The sequence below is a fragment of the Actinomycetospora soli genome (assembly GCF_021026295.1).
Lineage (GTDB): Bacteria > Actinomycetota > Actinomycetes > Mycobacteriales > Pseudonocardiaceae > Actinomycetospora > Actinomycetospora soli.
This window is the reverse complement of the sequence record NZ_JAJNDA010000005.1, coordinates 192,540-206,521: the sequence shown is the minus strand read 5'-3', so window position 1 is coordinate 206,521 and position 13,982 is coordinate 192,540. Positions and strand designations below refer to the sequence as shown.

12 protein-coding genes are annotated in these 13,982 nt (G+C 73.1%); 9 read left to right on the top strand and 3 right to left on the bottom strand.

Features of this window, described 5'->3' with window-relative positions; genetic code table 11:
* Positions 1 to 208 precede the first annotated feature (208 nt).
* Genes mshC through eccB form a run of 3 tightly spaced genes read left to right on the top strand, consistent with a single transcriptional unit; the run spans position 209 to position 3,304 of the window.
* Positions 209 to 1,459 carry a cysteine--1-D-myo-inosityl 2-amino-2-deoxy-alpha-D-glucopyranoside ligase gene (gene mshC / locus LN037_RS10140; RefSeq protein ID WP_230751815.1) on the top strand — a complete coding sequence of 417 codons (1,251 nt, stop codon included), beginning with the start codon at positions 209 to 211 and terminating at the stop codon, positions 1,457 to 1,459.
* A 23-nt stretch (positions 1,460 to 1,482) separates the two neighbouring features.
* A complete protein-coding gene (locus tag LN037_RS10135) occupies positions 1,483 to 1,839 on the top strand; it encodes a DUF2237 family protein (RefSeq protein WP_230751814.1) in 357 nt (118 codons plus the stop codon).
* Positions 1,840 to 1,852: 13 nt separating this feature from the next.
* A complete protein-coding gene (eccB, locus tag LN037_RS10130) occupies positions 1,853 to 3,304 on the top strand; it encodes a type VII secretion protein EccB (protein WP_230751813.1) in 1,452 nt (483 codons plus the stop codon).
* 129 nt (positions 3,305 to 3,433) lie between these two features.
* Here the strand turns inward: eccB and LN037_RS10125 are convergent, their stop codons facing one another.
* Positions 3,434 to 4,291, bottom strand: coding sequence for a PAC2 family protein (locus LN037_RS10125; RefSeq protein WP_230752095.1), 858 nt, complete (start codon positions 4,289 to 4,291; stop codon positions 3,434 to 3,436).
* A 127-nt stretch (positions 4,292 to 4,418) separates the two neighbouring features.
* Between LN037_RS10125 and metH the strand changes: the two genes are divergently transcribed.
* The 4 genes from metH to hisG all read left to right on the top strand — a co-directional run bounded on the left by metH (position 4,419) and on the right by hisG (position 10,053).
* Positions 4,419 to 7,967, top strand: coding sequence for a methionine synthase (gene metH, locus LN037_RS10120; protein WP_230751812.1), 3,549 nt, complete (start codon positions 4,419 to 4,421; stop codon positions 7,965 to 7,967).
* On the top strand, positions 7,960 to 8,631 hold the full coding sequence (locus LN037_RS10115; RefSeq protein ID WP_230751811.1) for an HAD family hydrolase: 672 nt from the start codon (positions 7,960 to 7,962) through the stop codon (positions 8,629 to 8,631). Before metH ends, LN037_RS10115 begins: the two co-directional genes overlap by 8 nt.
* Before the next feature lie 116 nt (positions 8,632 to 8,747).
* Entirely contained in the window at positions 8,748 to 9,017 is a 270-nt protein-coding gene (locus LN037_RS10110; RefSeq protein WP_504755635.1) for a phosphoribosyl-ATP diphosphatase, read from the top strand.
* A gap of 52 nt (positions 9,018 to 9,069) precedes the next feature.
* A complete protein-coding gene (gene hisG, locus LN037_RS10105; RefSeq protein WP_230751810.1) occupies positions 9,070 to 10,053 on the top strand; it encodes an ATP phosphoribosyltransferase in 984 nt (327 codons plus the stop codon).
* Positions 10,054 to 10,069: 16 nt separating this feature from the next.
* Here the strand turns inward: hisG and LN037_RS10100 are convergent, their stop codons facing one another.
* A complete protein-coding gene (locus LN037_RS10100; protein ID WP_230751809.1) occupies positions 10,070 to 10,900 on the bottom strand; it encodes a thioesterase family protein in 831 nt (276 codons plus the stop codon).
* Positions 10,897 to 11,769, bottom strand: coding sequence for a RecB family exonuclease (locus LN037_RS10095; protein WP_230751808.1), 873 nt, complete (start codon positions 11,767 to 11,769; stop codon positions 10,897 to 10,899). The genes LN037_RS10100 and LN037_RS10095 overlap by 4 nt, the downstream gene beginning before the upstream one ends.
* A gap of 196 nt (positions 11,770 to 11,965) precedes the next feature.
* Here LN037_RS10095 and LN037_RS10090 point away from each other — a divergent pair, with 196 nt between their 5' ends.
* Entirely contained in the window at positions 11,966 to 12,787 is an 822-nt protein-coding gene (locus LN037_RS10090; protein ID WP_230751807.1) for a type IV toxin-antitoxin system AbiEi family antitoxin domain-containing protein, read from the top strand.
* Between the two features lie 210 nt (positions 12,788 to 12,997).
* A complete protein-coding gene (locus LN037_RS10085; protein ID WP_308286134.1) occupies positions 12,998 to 13,942 on the top strand; it encodes a tRNA (adenine-N1)-methyltransferase in 945 nt (314 codons plus the stop codon).
* The last annotated feature ends 40 nt before the right edge of the window (positions 13,943 to 13,982 follow it).

The window sequence follows — 13,982 nt, the reverse complement described above, 5'->3', positions numbered from 1 at the left end:
CTAGCCCGTCGGTTACTCTGGGAGATGGCAGGAGTCGAACCCCCCCGCGACTCCCGCCATCCCCGGCCGGGTCCCGGTTCCGTCAGGAGGGGCCCGTCGTGCTCGCCCGCGACGGACCCGCACGGGACCCGGCCGGGACCCCCCGGTGGTCATGCGAGTGGTCATGTTCGCCACCGGTGGGCGCACGGGTGGGCATAAGGTCGGCGGCATGCGTTCGTGGTCTGGAGTCGACGTCCCCCAGGTGCCCGGCACCCCGCCCCCGCTGCGGCTGTTCGACACCTCGACCGGCGAGATCCGCCCGACGGCGCCCGGCGCGTCCGGCGCCCGGATGTACGTCTGCGGCATCACCCCCTACGACGCGACGCACCTCGGCCACGCCGCCACCTACCTGGCCTTCGACCTGGTCAACCGCTGCTGGCGCGACGCCGGGCACGACGTGCACTACGTCCAGAACGTCACCGACATCGACGACCCGCTGCTCGAGCGGGCGGAGCGGGACTCCGACGACTGGGTCGTGCTCGGCATGCGCGAGACCGCGCTCTTCCGCGAGGACATGGAGTCGCTGCGCGTGCTGCCGCCGCGCGACTACATCGGCGCGGTCGAGGCGATGGACGAGATCACCGAGCTCGTCGGGAAGCTGCTCGCCTCGGGCGCCGCATACCGTGCGGACGACCCCGAGCACCCCGACGTCTACTTCGACCACACCGCGACGGCCGACTTCGGCTACGTCTCGCGCTACTCCACCGCGGAGATGGAGCGCATCTTCCCCGAGCGCGGCGGCGACCCGGACCGGCGCGGCAAGCGGCACCCGCTCGACGCCCTGCTGTGGCGCACCGCGCGCGAGGGCGAGCCGTCCTGGTCCTCCGACCTCGGCGACGGCCGCCCCGGCTGGCACGTCGAGTGCACCGCCATCGCCATGAACCGGCTCGGCGACGCCTTCGACGTGCAGGGCGGCGGCTCCGACCTCGCCTTCCCGCACCACGAGTTCGGCTCCGCCCACGGCGAGGCCCTCACCGGCATCCACCCGATGGCCCGGCACTACTGCCACGCCGGGATGATCGGGCTCGACGGCGAGAAGATGTCGAAGTCGAAGGGCAACCTCGTCTTCGTCTCCCGCCTGCGCGCCGACCGCGTCGACCCGATGGCCGTGCGCCTCGCGCTGCTCTCCGGCCACTGGCGCACCGACCGCTCCTGGACCGCCGAGCTGCTGACGGGGGGCCAGGCCCGGCTGCACCGCTGGCGCGAGGCCGTCTCGCTCGACGCGGCACCCGACCCCACCGACGTGATCGAGCGGGTCCGCGGTCACCTCGCCGACGACCTCGACAGCCCGGGCGCGCTCGTCGCGGTCGACGCCTGGGTCGACGAGGCGCTCCGGCGGTCCGGGTCCGGGACCGTTCCCGACGGCGGGTCGCGCGCGGCGGGTGCGATCGACGCGCTGCTGGGCATCACCCTGCGCTGAACCCGTCCAGCGAGGAGGACACCATGGCCCGCAACGTGCTCGGCGGCGAGCTTGCCGACTGCAGCCACGACCCCGTCACCGGCTTCTACCGGGACGGTTGCTGCGAGACCGGTCCCGACGACGCCGGCGTGCACACCGTGTGCGCCCGGGTGACCGCGGAGTTCCTCGAGTTCTCGGCGGCGCGCGGCAACGACCTGACGCGTGCCGACGCCGGGTTCCCGGGGTTGTCCCCGGGCGACCGGTGGTGCCTGTGCGCGAGCCGGTGGAAGGAGGCCCTCGACGGCGGGGTCGCCCCGCCGGTGGTCCTCGAGGCCACGCATGCCCGCAGCCTGGAGTGGATCGACCTCGACGACCTGCGCGCCCACGCGGTCGCCGAGTAGCACCTCCCGGCCGATGTCCCGCCCCGCTCCGCCGGCGACCGGAGCCCAGGCCCGTGCCCGGCGGGGCGCGGTGCGGCGGCTGGACCAGGCCCTCGTCGAGCGGGACCCGCACGCCGAGCGCGATCCGGAGCAGAGCCGTCGTCGGGCGGTGGTGGCCGGGGTCGTACTGGCGGTCCTGGGACTGGCCGCGGCCGCCGTCGTCGGGCTGGTGCGGGGCGACGCCGACTGGCGGGCGGCGACGATCGTGCGGGGCGTCCCCAGTGGCGCGCTGTACGTCGTGGCCCGCGAGCCGACGTCGCCGTCGTCCTCCCCGTCGCCGCGCCCGCCCTGGCTCGTGCCCACCACCGACCTCTCCTCGGCCCGGCTGCTGGCCGCGGGCGTGGATCGCCGCCGCGCCGACCCGGCGGCCGGCCTGGCACCCGCGGACCCGACACCCGTCCGCGACGACGCCCTCGTCGGGGTGGAGCGCACGGTGCCGGTGGGGCTCGCGGGCGCGCCGTCCGTGCTGCCCGACACGGCCGCCGCGCCGACGCCCGACGTCTGGGCGGTCTGCGACGTGCCCGCCGGGCCGGGTGTGCGGGCGATCGTGCTGGCCGGCGAGGCGGCGCTCGGACGCCCGCTGGCGACGGGGGAGTCCCTGCTCCTGCGAGGGGACGACGGCCGGACCTGGCTGGTCACCGACGGACGGCGGGCTGCGATCGACCCGGCGGAAGGGGCCGTGGTCCGCGCCCTCGACGTCGCCGGGGTCCCGGCCCGCCCCGCGGGCAGCGCCCTGCTCGGCGCGCTGCCCGAGGCCGCACCGCTCGTCCCGCCGCGCATCGCGGGCGCGGGAGTCGCGCCGACGGATGTCGCGACGCGCACGCTGGGGCTGCCGGTCGGCGCCGTGGCCCGGGTGGCCGGCACCCCGCCCCGGTTCGTCGTGGTCCTCGACCGGGGTGTGCAGGAGGTGCCCGACGTCGTCGCCGAACTGGTGCGCTTCGCCTCGCCGGGCGCCGACCCCCGGGTGGCCGAGGTGCCCGCGGCCGTGGTGGACGGCCTGCCGCGCGCCGTCGGCGTGGACCTCACCGCCTACCCGCGCGCCTTCCCCGGCGTGCTGTCGGTGGAGGACGCGCCGGTCGCCTGCGCGGCGCCGACCGCGAGCGGCGCGACCACGGTCTCCGTCGCCGGCACCCTGCCCTCACCGGTCCCGCCGACGCCGGTCGGCGACCCCGCGACGCCAGGTCCGGTCGGCGCGGTACGCGTGGCCGGTGCCGGGGCCTACGTCGTCCCCGTGGCGCCGGGGGAGCCCGCCGACCCCGACCGCGGTGTGGTCGTCGACCAGGTCGGCCGCGTCTTCCCGGTCGCCGGCCGGGGCGCGGCCGCCGCCCTCGGGCTGGGTGACCCACGACCCGCGCCGCGCAGCGTGGTCGGGCTGCTCCCGCGCGGGCCGGTGCTGTCGCTCGAGGCGGCGCGCACCTTCCGCTGAGGGCCCGCCCTCTCCCGCTCCCGTGACAGCAATGCGTCGCTGCTTGCACCGGACGCCAGTGACGCCCCATCGTCGCGCCGCCGGCCCCGACCGTGCACCGGGACGTGCACCGGCCACCGGGAAAGGGGGCTACCGCTCCCAGGGACCGCCGAAGTTCGACCCGCCGGCGACGTCGCCCGGGCCACCCGGGTCGCGTCGGCGCAGGTAGCGCTCGAAGTCGGCCGCGATCTCGTCGCCCGACGCCTCCTGGAGGTCGGACTCGGCGTCGCCGGCCTCCTCGAGGGCCTTGACGTACTCGCGGACCTCGTCGTCCTCGTCGGCCATCTCGGAGACCGTGCGCTCCCACTTCTCGGCCTGCTCGGGCAGGGCGCCGAGCGGGACCTCGACGTCGAGGACCTCCTCGACACGCTGCAGCAGCGCGATCGTGGCCTTGGGCGCGGGCGGCTGCGACACGTAGTGCGGGACGGCGGCCCAGAAGGAGATGGCGGGGATGCCGGCCTGGACGCAGGCGTCGTTGAGCACGCCCGTGATGCCGGTCGGGCCCTGGTAGCGCGAGCTCGACAGGCCGTACCGCGCCGCCGACTCCTTGTCGAACGACGAGCCGGTCACCGGCACCGGGCGGGTGTGGGGCGTGTCGGCCAGGAGCGCGCCGAGCGTGATCACCGTGGTGACGCCGAGCTCCTCGGCCTTGGCCACGATCTCGCCCACGAACGACCGCCAGCGCATGTTCGGCTCGATGCCGCGCACCAGCACGAGGTCCCGGTCGGATCCCGGCGGGCGGCAGAGCGTGAAGCGGGTGGTCGGCCAGTCGATCGCCCTGCTGATCCCGTCGACCAGACGCACGGTCGGCCGCGAGACCTGGAAATCGTAGTAGTCCTCGGGGTCGATCGCACCCAGTTCCGTGGCATCCCAGTTCAGCGCGAGGTGCTCCACGGCCGTGCTGGCGGCGTCTCCCGCGTCGTTCCAGCCCTCGAACGCACACAGCATGACCGGGTCGTTCAGCTCTCGAGCAGGGATTCCGGCGTCGTCGGAGGCGGGCACCGGGCCAGTTTACGGGTCGTGACGAGGCTCGCAGGGCAGACGGTTGACCCCTACGTCACGTTACGATCGTGTGATGACTACCCCGAGTGAGTCACCTTTCCTGACAGCCCTGCACTCCCGCGTACTCATCGGCGACGGCGCGATGGGAACGGCCCTGCAGGACCAGGATCTGACCCTCGAGGACTTCCAGGATCTCGAGGGTTGCAACGAGATTCTCAACGTCTCCCGACCCGACGCCGTCAAGCAGGTCCACCTCGGCCACCTGGACGCGGGCGCCGACGTCATCGAGAGCAACACCTTCGGCACCAACTGGCCGAACCTCAACGAGTACGACATCCCCGAGCGGATCTACGAGCTGTCGCTCGCCGGGACGAAGATCGCCCGCGAGGCGGCCGACGAGTACTCCACCACCGACCGGCCGCGCTTCGTCTTCGGGTCCAACGGGCCGGGCACGAAGCTGCCGACGCTCGGCCACGCCCCGTACGCGAAGCTGCGCGACGCCTACGTCGAGTCGGTCCTCGGCCAGCTCGAGGGCGGCGCCGACGCGATCCTCGTCGAGACCTGCCAGGACCTCCTGCAGTCGAAGGCCGCCATCCTCGGCGCGTACCGCGCGATGGAGCAGTACGGCCGCCGCATCCCCGTCATCTGCCACGTCACCGTCGAGCTCACCGGCACCATGCTGGTCGGCTCCGAGATCACGGCGGCCCTGACGGCGCTCGAGCCGCTCGGCATCGACGGCATCGGCCTCAACTGCGCGACCGGCCCGGCCGAGATGAGCGAGCACCTGCGGGCCCTGTCCCGCCAGTCGCGCATCCCGGTCACGGTGATGCCGAACGCCGGTCTGCCCGAGCTCGGCCCGAACGGGCCGGAGTACCCGCTGCAGCCCCAGGAGCTCGCGGACTACTGCGCCTCGTTCATCACCGACTACGGCCTGCAGCTCGTCGGCGGCTGCTGCGGTACCACCAACGAGCACGTGCGCGCGCTCGCCGAGACCTGCCGCGACCTCACCCCGGCCGCCCGCGACCCGAAGCCCGAGCCGGGCATCTCGTCGATGTACCACTCGGTGCCGTTCCGCCAGGACACCGGCCTGCTCATGATCGGCGAGCGCTCGAACGCCAACGGCTCGAAGGCCTTCCGCGAGGCCATGGTCGCCGAGGACTACGAGAAGTGCGTCGACATCGCCAAGGCGCAGACCCGCGAGGGCGCGCACTGGATGGACCTCTGCATCGACTACGTCGGCCGTGACGGCACCGCGGACATGGACCGCCTGGCCCACGACGTGTCCACCGCCTCGACCCTGCCGGTGGTGCTCGACTCCACCGAGCCCGAGGTGCTGCAGGCCGGCCTCGAGCAGCTCGGCGGCCGCTCCGCGATCAACTCGGTGAACTACGAGGACGGCGACGGGCCCGACTCGCGGTTCCAGAAGATCATGCGGGTCGCCAAGGAGCACGGCGCCGCGATCGTCGGGCTGTGCATCGACGAGGAGGGCCAGGCCCGCACCGCGGAGTGGAAGACGCGCATCGCCTTCCGCCTCATCGAGGACCTCAACACCAACTGGGGCATCCGCACCGAGGACATCATCATCGACTGCCTCACCTTCCCGATCTCCACCGGTCAGGAGGAGGTCCGCAAGGACGGCATCGAGACGATCAACGCGATCAAGCAGCTCAAGGAGCGCTACCCCGAGGTCCAGACCACGCTCGGGCTGTCGAACATCTCGTTCGGCCTCAACCCCGCCGCGCGCCAGGTGCTGAACTCGGTGTTCCTCTCCGAGTGCGTGGACGCGGGACTCGACACCGCCATCGTGAACTCGGCGAAGATCCTGCCGATGTCCCAGATCCAGGACGACCAGCGCGAGGCCGCGCTGGACCTGGTCTACGACCGTCGCAGCGAGGGCCACGACCCGCTGCAGCACTTCATGAACCTCTTCGAGGGCGTGTCGGCGCAGTCGGCCAAGGACCAGCGCGCCGAGGAGCTCGCGGCCATGCCGCTGTTCGAGCGCCTCGCCCAGCGGATCGTCGACGGGAACCGCAACGGGCTCGAGGAGGACCTCGACGCCGGCATGCAGGAGAAGGACCCGCTCGAGATCATCAACACCGACCTGCTCGGCGGCATGAAGGTCGTCGGTGAGCTGTTCGGCGCCGGCAAGATGCAGCTGCCGTTCGTGCTCGCCTCGGCCGAGGTGATGAAGGCGGCCGTCGCGCACCTCGAGCCGCACATGGAGGCGACCGAAAACTCCGGCAAGGGCAAGATCCTGCTGGCGACGGTCAAGGGCGACGTCCACGACATCGGCAAGAACCTCGTCGACATCATCCTGTCGAACAACGGCTACGACGTCGTGAACATCGGCATCAAGCAGCCGATCAACGCGATCCTCGAGGCCGCCGACGAGAACAAGGTCGACGCCATCGGGATGTCCGGGCTGCTGGTCAAGTCGACCGTGGTCATGAAGGACAACCTCAAGGAGATGAACGACCGCGGGGTCGCGGAGAAGTACCCGGTGCTGCTCGGCGGCGCCGCGCTGACCCGCTCCTACGTCGAGAACGACCTCGGCGAGCTCTACGAGGGCGACGTCCGCTACGCCAAGGACGCCTTCGAGGGCCTGCGTCTCATGGACTCCGTCATGACGGGGGAGGGGCCCTCCGAGGAGGAGAAGGCCAAGGCGGCCGAGCGCAAGGAGCGCCGCGAGCGCTCGGAGCGCATCAAGGCCAAGCGCGAGGCCGAGGCCGGGGACGACAGGCCGGCGTTCGACCCGGACGCGATCTCCGACGTGGCCCGCCGCATCGAGGTCCCGCAGCCGCCGTTCTGGGGCACCCGCGTGGTCCGCGGCATCCGGCTCGCCGACTACTCCGCCCTGCTCGACGAGCGCGCGACGTTCTTCGGGCAGTGGGGCCTGCGCGGCTCCAAGGGCGGCGACGGGCCCTCCTACGAGGAGCTCGTCGAGACCGAGGGCCGGCCGCGTATGCGCTACTGGCTCGACCGGCTCCAGTCCGAGGGCATCCTCGCCCACGCCGCGGTCGTCGCCGGCTACTTCCCGGTGATCTCCGAGGGCCAGGACGTCGTCGTGCTCGACGAGGCCAAGCCGGAGGCGAACGAGCTGCACCGCTTCTCGTTCCCGCGCCAGAAGCGCGACCGCCGCCTGTGCCTCGCCGACTTCTTCCGCACGCGGGAGGAGGCGACCGAGCTCGGCAGCGTCGACGTCATGCCGATGAACCTCGTGACGATGGGACAGCCGATCGCGGACTTCGCGAACACGCTGTTCGCGGACAACTCCTACCGCGACTACCTCGAGGTCCACGGCCTCGGTGTGCAGCTCACCGAGGCGCTGGCGGAGTACTGGCACCGCCGCGTCCGCGAGGAGCTCACGTTCGCCGACGGCTCGACGATGGCCGACCAGGACCCGGCGGACGTCAACGAGTTCTTCAAGCTCGGCTACCGCGGGGCCCGGTACTCCCTCGGCTACGGCGCCTGCCCCAACGTCGAGGACCGGGCGAAGATCGTCGAGCTGCTCGACCCGAGCCGCATCGGCGTCGAGCTCTCCGAGGAGGACCAGCTCCACCCGGAGCAGTCCACGGACGCGCTGGTGGTCCACCACCCGGAGGCCAAGTACTTCAATGCCTGATCTGGCTGCCGTCCTGTGGGACATGGACGGCACGCTGGTCGACTCCGAGGGTCTGTGGTCGATCACGATGACGGAGCTCGCCGCCCACCTGGGCGGCGAGCTGTCCGTCGCGACCCGCGAGGAGCTGACCGGCTCGAGCCTGCGCCGCACCTCGGCGACGGTGCTGCGTGAGGTCGGTCTTCCCGACGACGAGGCCTCGGTCGAGAAGGCCGGTCGGTGGCTCCTCGACCGCACGCACGAGGTCTTCGCGCAGGGTCTGCCGTGGCGGCCCGGCGCGCAGGCGGCCCTGGAGACGGTGCGGTCGGCGGGGCTCGCCACCGCGCTGGTGACGAGCACCTACCGCGAGCTCACCGAGGTCGCGCTGGACCAGATCGGCCGCGAGTGGTTCGACGTGACCGTGTGCGGCGACGAGGTGTCGGCCACCAAGCCCGACCCCGCGCCCTACCGCCGCGCCTGCGAGCTGCTCGGGGTCGATCCCGCGGCGTGCGTCGCGGTGGAGGACTCGCCGACGGGGACCGCCTCGGCGGCCGCCGCCGGCGCGACGGTGCTCGTCGTCCCGGCGGGTCCGCCGGTGCCGGCGGGGGAGCGCCGGGCGTTCCGGGACTCGTTGGAGGGGCTCACGCTGAGCGACCTGCGGCTGCTCCGTTCGGCGAGCGTGGGGTAGCCGGTCCGGGCCCTCCGAGCGAGGTCGGCGGCCTGCGCGTCCGCCGATCGGATTCGGCCGTTCGGAGCAGTACCACCCGTCCATGCACACGGCGGACCCGAAGGATGCAAGCATCGGTGAACGTGAAGACGTTCGACGGGCTCTTCGAGGAGCTCAGCACCAAGGCGCGCGACCGTCCCGAGGGGTCGGGCACCGTCGCCGCCCTCGACGCCGGGGTGCACGCCCAGGGCAAGAAGGTCCTGGAGGAGGCCGGCGAGGTGTGGCTCGCCGCCGAGCACGAGACCGACGACAAGCTCGCCGAGGAGATCTCCCAGCTGCTCTACCGCACGCAGGTGATCATGCTCGGTCGTGGTCTGACGCTCGACGACGTGTACAAGTACCTCTGAACCCATTCGACTCGGGCTCCACGTGCACACGTGGTGCCGCCAGGAGAGAGCCATGCTCCGCGTCGCCGTCCCGAACAAGGGGTCCCTCGCCGAGGAGGCGTCCCGCATGCTGCGCGACGCCGGGTACCGGCAGCGGTCGGACAACCGTGACCTGTCCCTGCACGACCGCCACAACGGCGTGCAGTTCTTCTACCTGCGCCCCAAGGACATCGCGACCTACGTCTCCGAGGGCCAGCTCCACCTGGGGATCACCGGGCACGACCTGACCGAGGAGTCGTCCGCCTCGGTCAACGAGGTGCTCAAGCTCGGGTTCGGCAACTCGGCGTTCCGCTACGCGGCGCCGATCGCCAAGGGCTGGACGGTGCAGGACCTCGCGGGCAAGCGGATCGCGACCTCCTTCCCGCGGCTGGTGCGCGCCAACCTGGCCCAGCAGCGCATCTCGGCGAAGGACGTCATCCGGCTCGACGGGGCGGTCGAGGTCTCGATCGAGCTGGAGGTGGCCGACGCCATCGCCGACGTCGTCTCGACCGGCCGCACCCTCGCCCAGCACGGTCTCGAGCCGATCGGCGACCCGATCCTCGAGTCCGAGGCCGTGATCGTCGACCGCAACGCGAAGTTCGACCAGCAGCCGGACTCGCCGGACATCACGAAGGCCAAGTACCGCTTCATCGAGCGGCTGCGCGGCGTCGTGTTCGCCCGGCAGTACGTGATGCTCGACTACGACTGCCCGCAGTCGGTCCAGGACGACGCCGTCCAGATCACCCCGGGGGTGCAGTCGCCGACCGTCGCGCCGCTCTCCCTCGACGGCTGGGTCGCCGTCCGGTCGATGGTGCGCCGCAGCCGCGTCAACGACGTGATGGACGAGCTCGCCGACCTCGGCTGCACCGGCATCGTCACCTCCTCGCTCCAGTCGTGCCGCGCGGTGCTGCCCGGGGTGGGCGGCGTGAGTTCGATGCCGGGCGCCACGCCGCCGCCCGCGGAGTCGCCCTCCTCGGCCGACCCCGCCGTCGCGCGGATGGGCGTGGCCGGGCGCTGAGCCGCCCTGAACGGGTTCAGCGGGGCCGGACGGTCAGCGCCTGCGCGGCGCGGCCGACCGGCCCGTGCTCGTCGTGCAGCACCGAGTAGGCCGTCCCGGTGCCCTCGGGCCCGATCACGCTGTCCGCGTCCAGCCCCGTCCACTCGCCGCTGGGCACCCGGTGCAGGTGCAGCGTCAGGTCGGTGTTGACGAACAGCCATCGCCGCAGGTCGAGCCGACTCGCGGCGCCGTTGGTCGAGTCGGCGACGGCCGCGAGCCGCTGCGTGGGCGTCGGCTCCTCACCCTCGACCACCTGGCCGCGCAGCCGCCCCCACGCGCGGCCCGGCCCGGTGACGTCGAGGCCGCCCGTGATCCAGCGCCAGTCCACCGAGGTGAGGTAGCCCGGCAGCCAGCCGTCGGGGATGTCGCGCTGCGCCCCGTCCTCGGGTCCGGGCAGTGCCGGCATCGCGGTCCCGGGCACGGTGACGACGTCCGCGGTGTCGCCGACGCCGTGGAACCAGCCGTGCGCCCGGGCGACCGGACGGACGGTGCCCGAGGCCGGGTCCGTCGCCGCGAGCTCGGCGGTGACCAGCTCGATGGTGCGTCCCGGCCGCGTGACCTCCGCGCGCACCACGAGCTCGTCGACCGGCACCTTGCCCAGCACCTCGACGGTCACCCGCGCGAGCCGCACGTCCTCGCGGCCGGAGCGCCGCTCCAGGGCGCGGATCAGCAGCGCGCTGGGCGGGCCCATGTGCTGCGCGTCGGCGAACCACGGGCCGGCGGTGGACCCGGACGCCTCGACCCTCGTGCCCTCGGGCCGGTCGTCGTCGAGCAGGCGGAAGTAGGGCTCGGGCACGGGGGCGGTCATGGGGGAGCGGTCTCCGTGGTGTCGTCGGAGCCCGTGTCGGGGCTCCCGTCGGGCCAGCCGGGATAGTCCGGCGGCGTCCCGCCGAACGCCGGGCAGACTGCCTGGTGCGCGCACCAGCCGCACATCCGACCCGGGTTGGGCCGGAAGTCCCCGGTGGGGGCCGCCCGCAGGATCGCGGCCCACAGCGCGACGACCGTGCGCTCGAAGCGCTCGAGCTCGGCGACCGTGGGGGAGTGGGTCAGGCTCTGTCCGTCGGCGAGGTACATCAGCCGCAGCTGGCGCGGCAGCACGCCGCGGGCCCGCAGCAGCACCAGCGCGTAGAACTTCAGCTGGAAGAGCGCCCGCGCCTCGACGACCTCGCGGGGCGCCGCACCGGTCTTGTAGTCGACGATCCGCACGTCGCCGTCCGGCGACACGTCGAGCCGGTCCACGTAGCCACGTAGCCCGACCCCCGAGGCCAGCTCGGTCTCCAGGAACACCTCGCACGCCTCGGGCCGCAGCCGGCGCGGGTCCTCCATCGCGAAATAGGCGTCGACGAGCGCGCCCGCCGCGGCCGGGTCGCCGAGCAGCTCCCGGTCGGTCGCGTCCAGCTCCGCCACGACCTCCGCGAGCAGCCCGTGCGCCCGCTCCGGGCGCCGCAACGGCGGGTCCAGCGCGAAGAGCCGCTCCAGCACCGCGTGCACCACGATCCCGCGCAGCTGGGCGGGGCTTCGCCGCTCGGGCAGCCGGTCGACCGCCCGGAACCGGTAGAGCAGCGGGCACTGCTTGAAGTCCCCGGCCCGGGACGGCGACAGCGCCGGCCGCCGCCGCGGGCGGTCCTCCGGCGACGTACGGGGCGCGGGGACCGTGGTGGTGCTCGTCTCGATCATGCCGCGGACGCTACGACGGACCCCTGACAACCTCGGTCCGCCTCGAGGTCTGCCTTCGGGCCGGGAGACCCCGTCCTCCGCCACATGATCACGATTTCGTGAGCGACACGCGCAAGCCCTGCTGCGACACGCTCACGACGTCCGGCGGTCGCAGATCCCGTGGATCCGTCGGGGCCGTCGCTGCGTCGGAGCGGATGTGAGCGTCGAGACGAGAGATCGCGCCGTCCGGGCCCGGTTCCGCGACCAGGACGGGCTGCTGAGCACCGCGCAGGCCAAGGAGGCCGGGTACACGCGCGCCCAGATCGCGGCGCGGGTGAAGAAGGGGGAGTGGGTGAAGGACCTGCACGGTGTCCTCCGCGCCGCGGACCACGCCGCCACGCCCCGGTCCCGGGTGCGGGCGGTGGCACTCTCGGTCGGCGAGGTCGGCACCGTCGTCGGGTGCGCGGCCGCATTCTGGTGGCGCCTCACCGACGTCTGTCCCGCCGTGATGGAGGTGGCCGTGCCACACGGCACCCGCCTGAAGCCGCGCTCCGGCGTCCGGTTCGTCCACCGGGCCGTCCCCGACGACGACCGCGTCGTCGTCGACCGGGTGCCGGTGACCAAGAAGCCGGCCACGGTGCTCGCCGCCGCCGTCGGGCTGGGCCTCGTGCTGGGCGCCCGGCTCATGGACCGGGCGCTGCAGACCGGGTCGACCTGGAGGCGATGTGGCGGACGCACCGGCTCGGCACCGGTCCGTACGGAGCAGCCCTCGCCTACCAGCTGCTCGTGCTGGCCGGTGGTGGTGCGCTCGGAGGCGGAGCGGACGGCGCACCGACTGCTCCGGGGTGCGGGCGTCGGCGGCTGGGCGGCGGACCACGAGATCGTGCTCCGGGGCTACGGGAGGGCGGTCCTCGACATCGCGTTCGCCGACCGACGGGTACTCGTCGAGGTCGACGGCTGGGCGTTCCATCGGGACCTGAGGGCGTTCCTCCGGGACGCGCGGCGACAGAACGCCCCATGCTGGACGGCTGGATCGTGATCCGGACGAACTGGTTCGAATTGCGGGACGACCCGGAGGTCTTCGTGCGGAACGTCCGCGAAGCCCTGGTCGCCCGACCCGGTTCGGTCGTACCGACGTCGTGAGCGAGTCGCATCAGATCTTGCGCGTGTCGCCACCGAAGTCGCGATCATGGTCCGGCGAGGGGGCAAGCGGCGGCCCACCACGGGCGCCCGCCTAGGGTGGTCCGTCGTGCAGCACACCACCGAGCCCGCCGACGAGGCGACCACGCCCGACGAGGCGCCGGTGCCGGAGGCGCACGACGAGGCGGGCACCCAGGGAGCGGCGCACGAGGACGACCGGCGCGGGCCGGCACGGTCGGGACCCTTCCTCCCCGGCGACCGGGTGCAGCTGACCGATCCCAAGGGCCGGCACTTCAGCCTCGTCCTGGAGCCCGGGCAGAGCTACCACACCCACCGCGGCGCGATCGCCCACGACAAGCTCATCGGCGCCCCCGAGGGCAGCGTCGTGCACTCCGCCGCGAACACGCCCTACCTCGCGCTGCGGCCGCTGCTGCCCGACTACGTGCTCGCGATGCCCCGCGGCGCCCAGGTGATCTACCCGAAGGACGCCGCGCAGATCGTCATGTGGGGCGACGTGTTCCCGGGCGCGAACGTCCTCGAGGCCGGCGCGGGCAGCGGGGCCCTGACCTGCAGTCTCCTGCGCGCGGTCGGGCCGGAGGGCAGCGTCACCAGCTACGAGATCCGCGACGACCACCTCGAGCACGCCGAGGCCAACGTGGTGCGGTTCTTCGGCGAACACCCGCCGAACTGGCACCTCCACCTCGGTGACATGGCGACGGCCACCGGCACGTTCGACCGCATCGTGCTCGACATGCTGTCACCGTGGGAGGTGCTCGACACCGTCCGGGACGTCCTGGTCCCCGGCGGGGTCCTGGTGGGGTACGTGGCCACCACCACCCAGCTCTCGACCCTCACCGAGGCCCTGCGCGACCAGGCCGGCTGGACCGAGCCCCAGGCGTGGGAATCGCTGGTCAGGCCGTGGCACAGCGTCGGCCTCGCGGTGCGCCCGGAGCACCGGATGATCGCCCACACCGCGTTCCTGGTGACCGCCAGGAGGCTCGCCGACGGGGTCACCCCGCCGCGGGTGCAGCGCCGCCCGACCCGGAGTCGATAGCACACTTCTGAACCCGCAAGCCGCACTCTCGGTGACAAAA

Excerpts from the sequence above, each read along its gene's own strand:
- mshC (WP_230751815.1), top strand. The coding sequence starts at position 209 with ATGCGTTCGTGGTCTGGAGTCGACGTCCCCCAGGTGCCCGGCACCCCG.
- LN037_RS10135 (WP_230751814.1), top strand. The coding sequence starts at position 1,483 with ATGGCCCGCAACGTGCTCGGCGGCGAGCTTGCCGACTGCAGCCACGAC.
- eccB (WP_230751813.1), top strand. The coding sequence starts at position 1,853 with ATGTCCCGCCCCGCTCCGCCGGCGACCGGAGCCCAGGCCCGTGCCCGG.
- LN037_RS10125 (WP_230752095.1), bottom strand. The coding sequence starts at position 4,291 with ATGCTGTGTGCGTTCGAGGGCTGGAACGACGCGGGAGACGCCGCCAGC.
- metH (WP_230751812.1), top strand. The coding sequence starts at position 4,419 with ATGACTACCCCGAGTGAGTCACCTTTCCTGACAGCCCTGCACTCCCGC.
- LN037_RS10115 (WP_230751811.1), top strand. The coding sequence starts at position 7,960 with ATGCCTGATCTGGCTGCCGTCCTGTGGGACATGGACGGCACGCTGGTC.
- hisG (WP_230751810.1), top strand. The coding sequence starts at position 9,070 with ATGCTCCGCGTCGCCGTCCCGAACAAGGGGTCCCTCGCCGAGGAGGCG.
- LN037_RS10100 (WP_230751809.1), bottom strand. The coding sequence starts at position 10,900 with ATGACCGCCCCCGTGCCCGAGCCCTACTTCCGCCTGCTCGACGACGAC.
- LN037_RS10095 (WP_230751808.1), bottom strand. The coding sequence starts at position 11,769 with ATGATCGAGACGAGCACCACCACGGTCCCCGCGCCCCGTACGTCGCCG.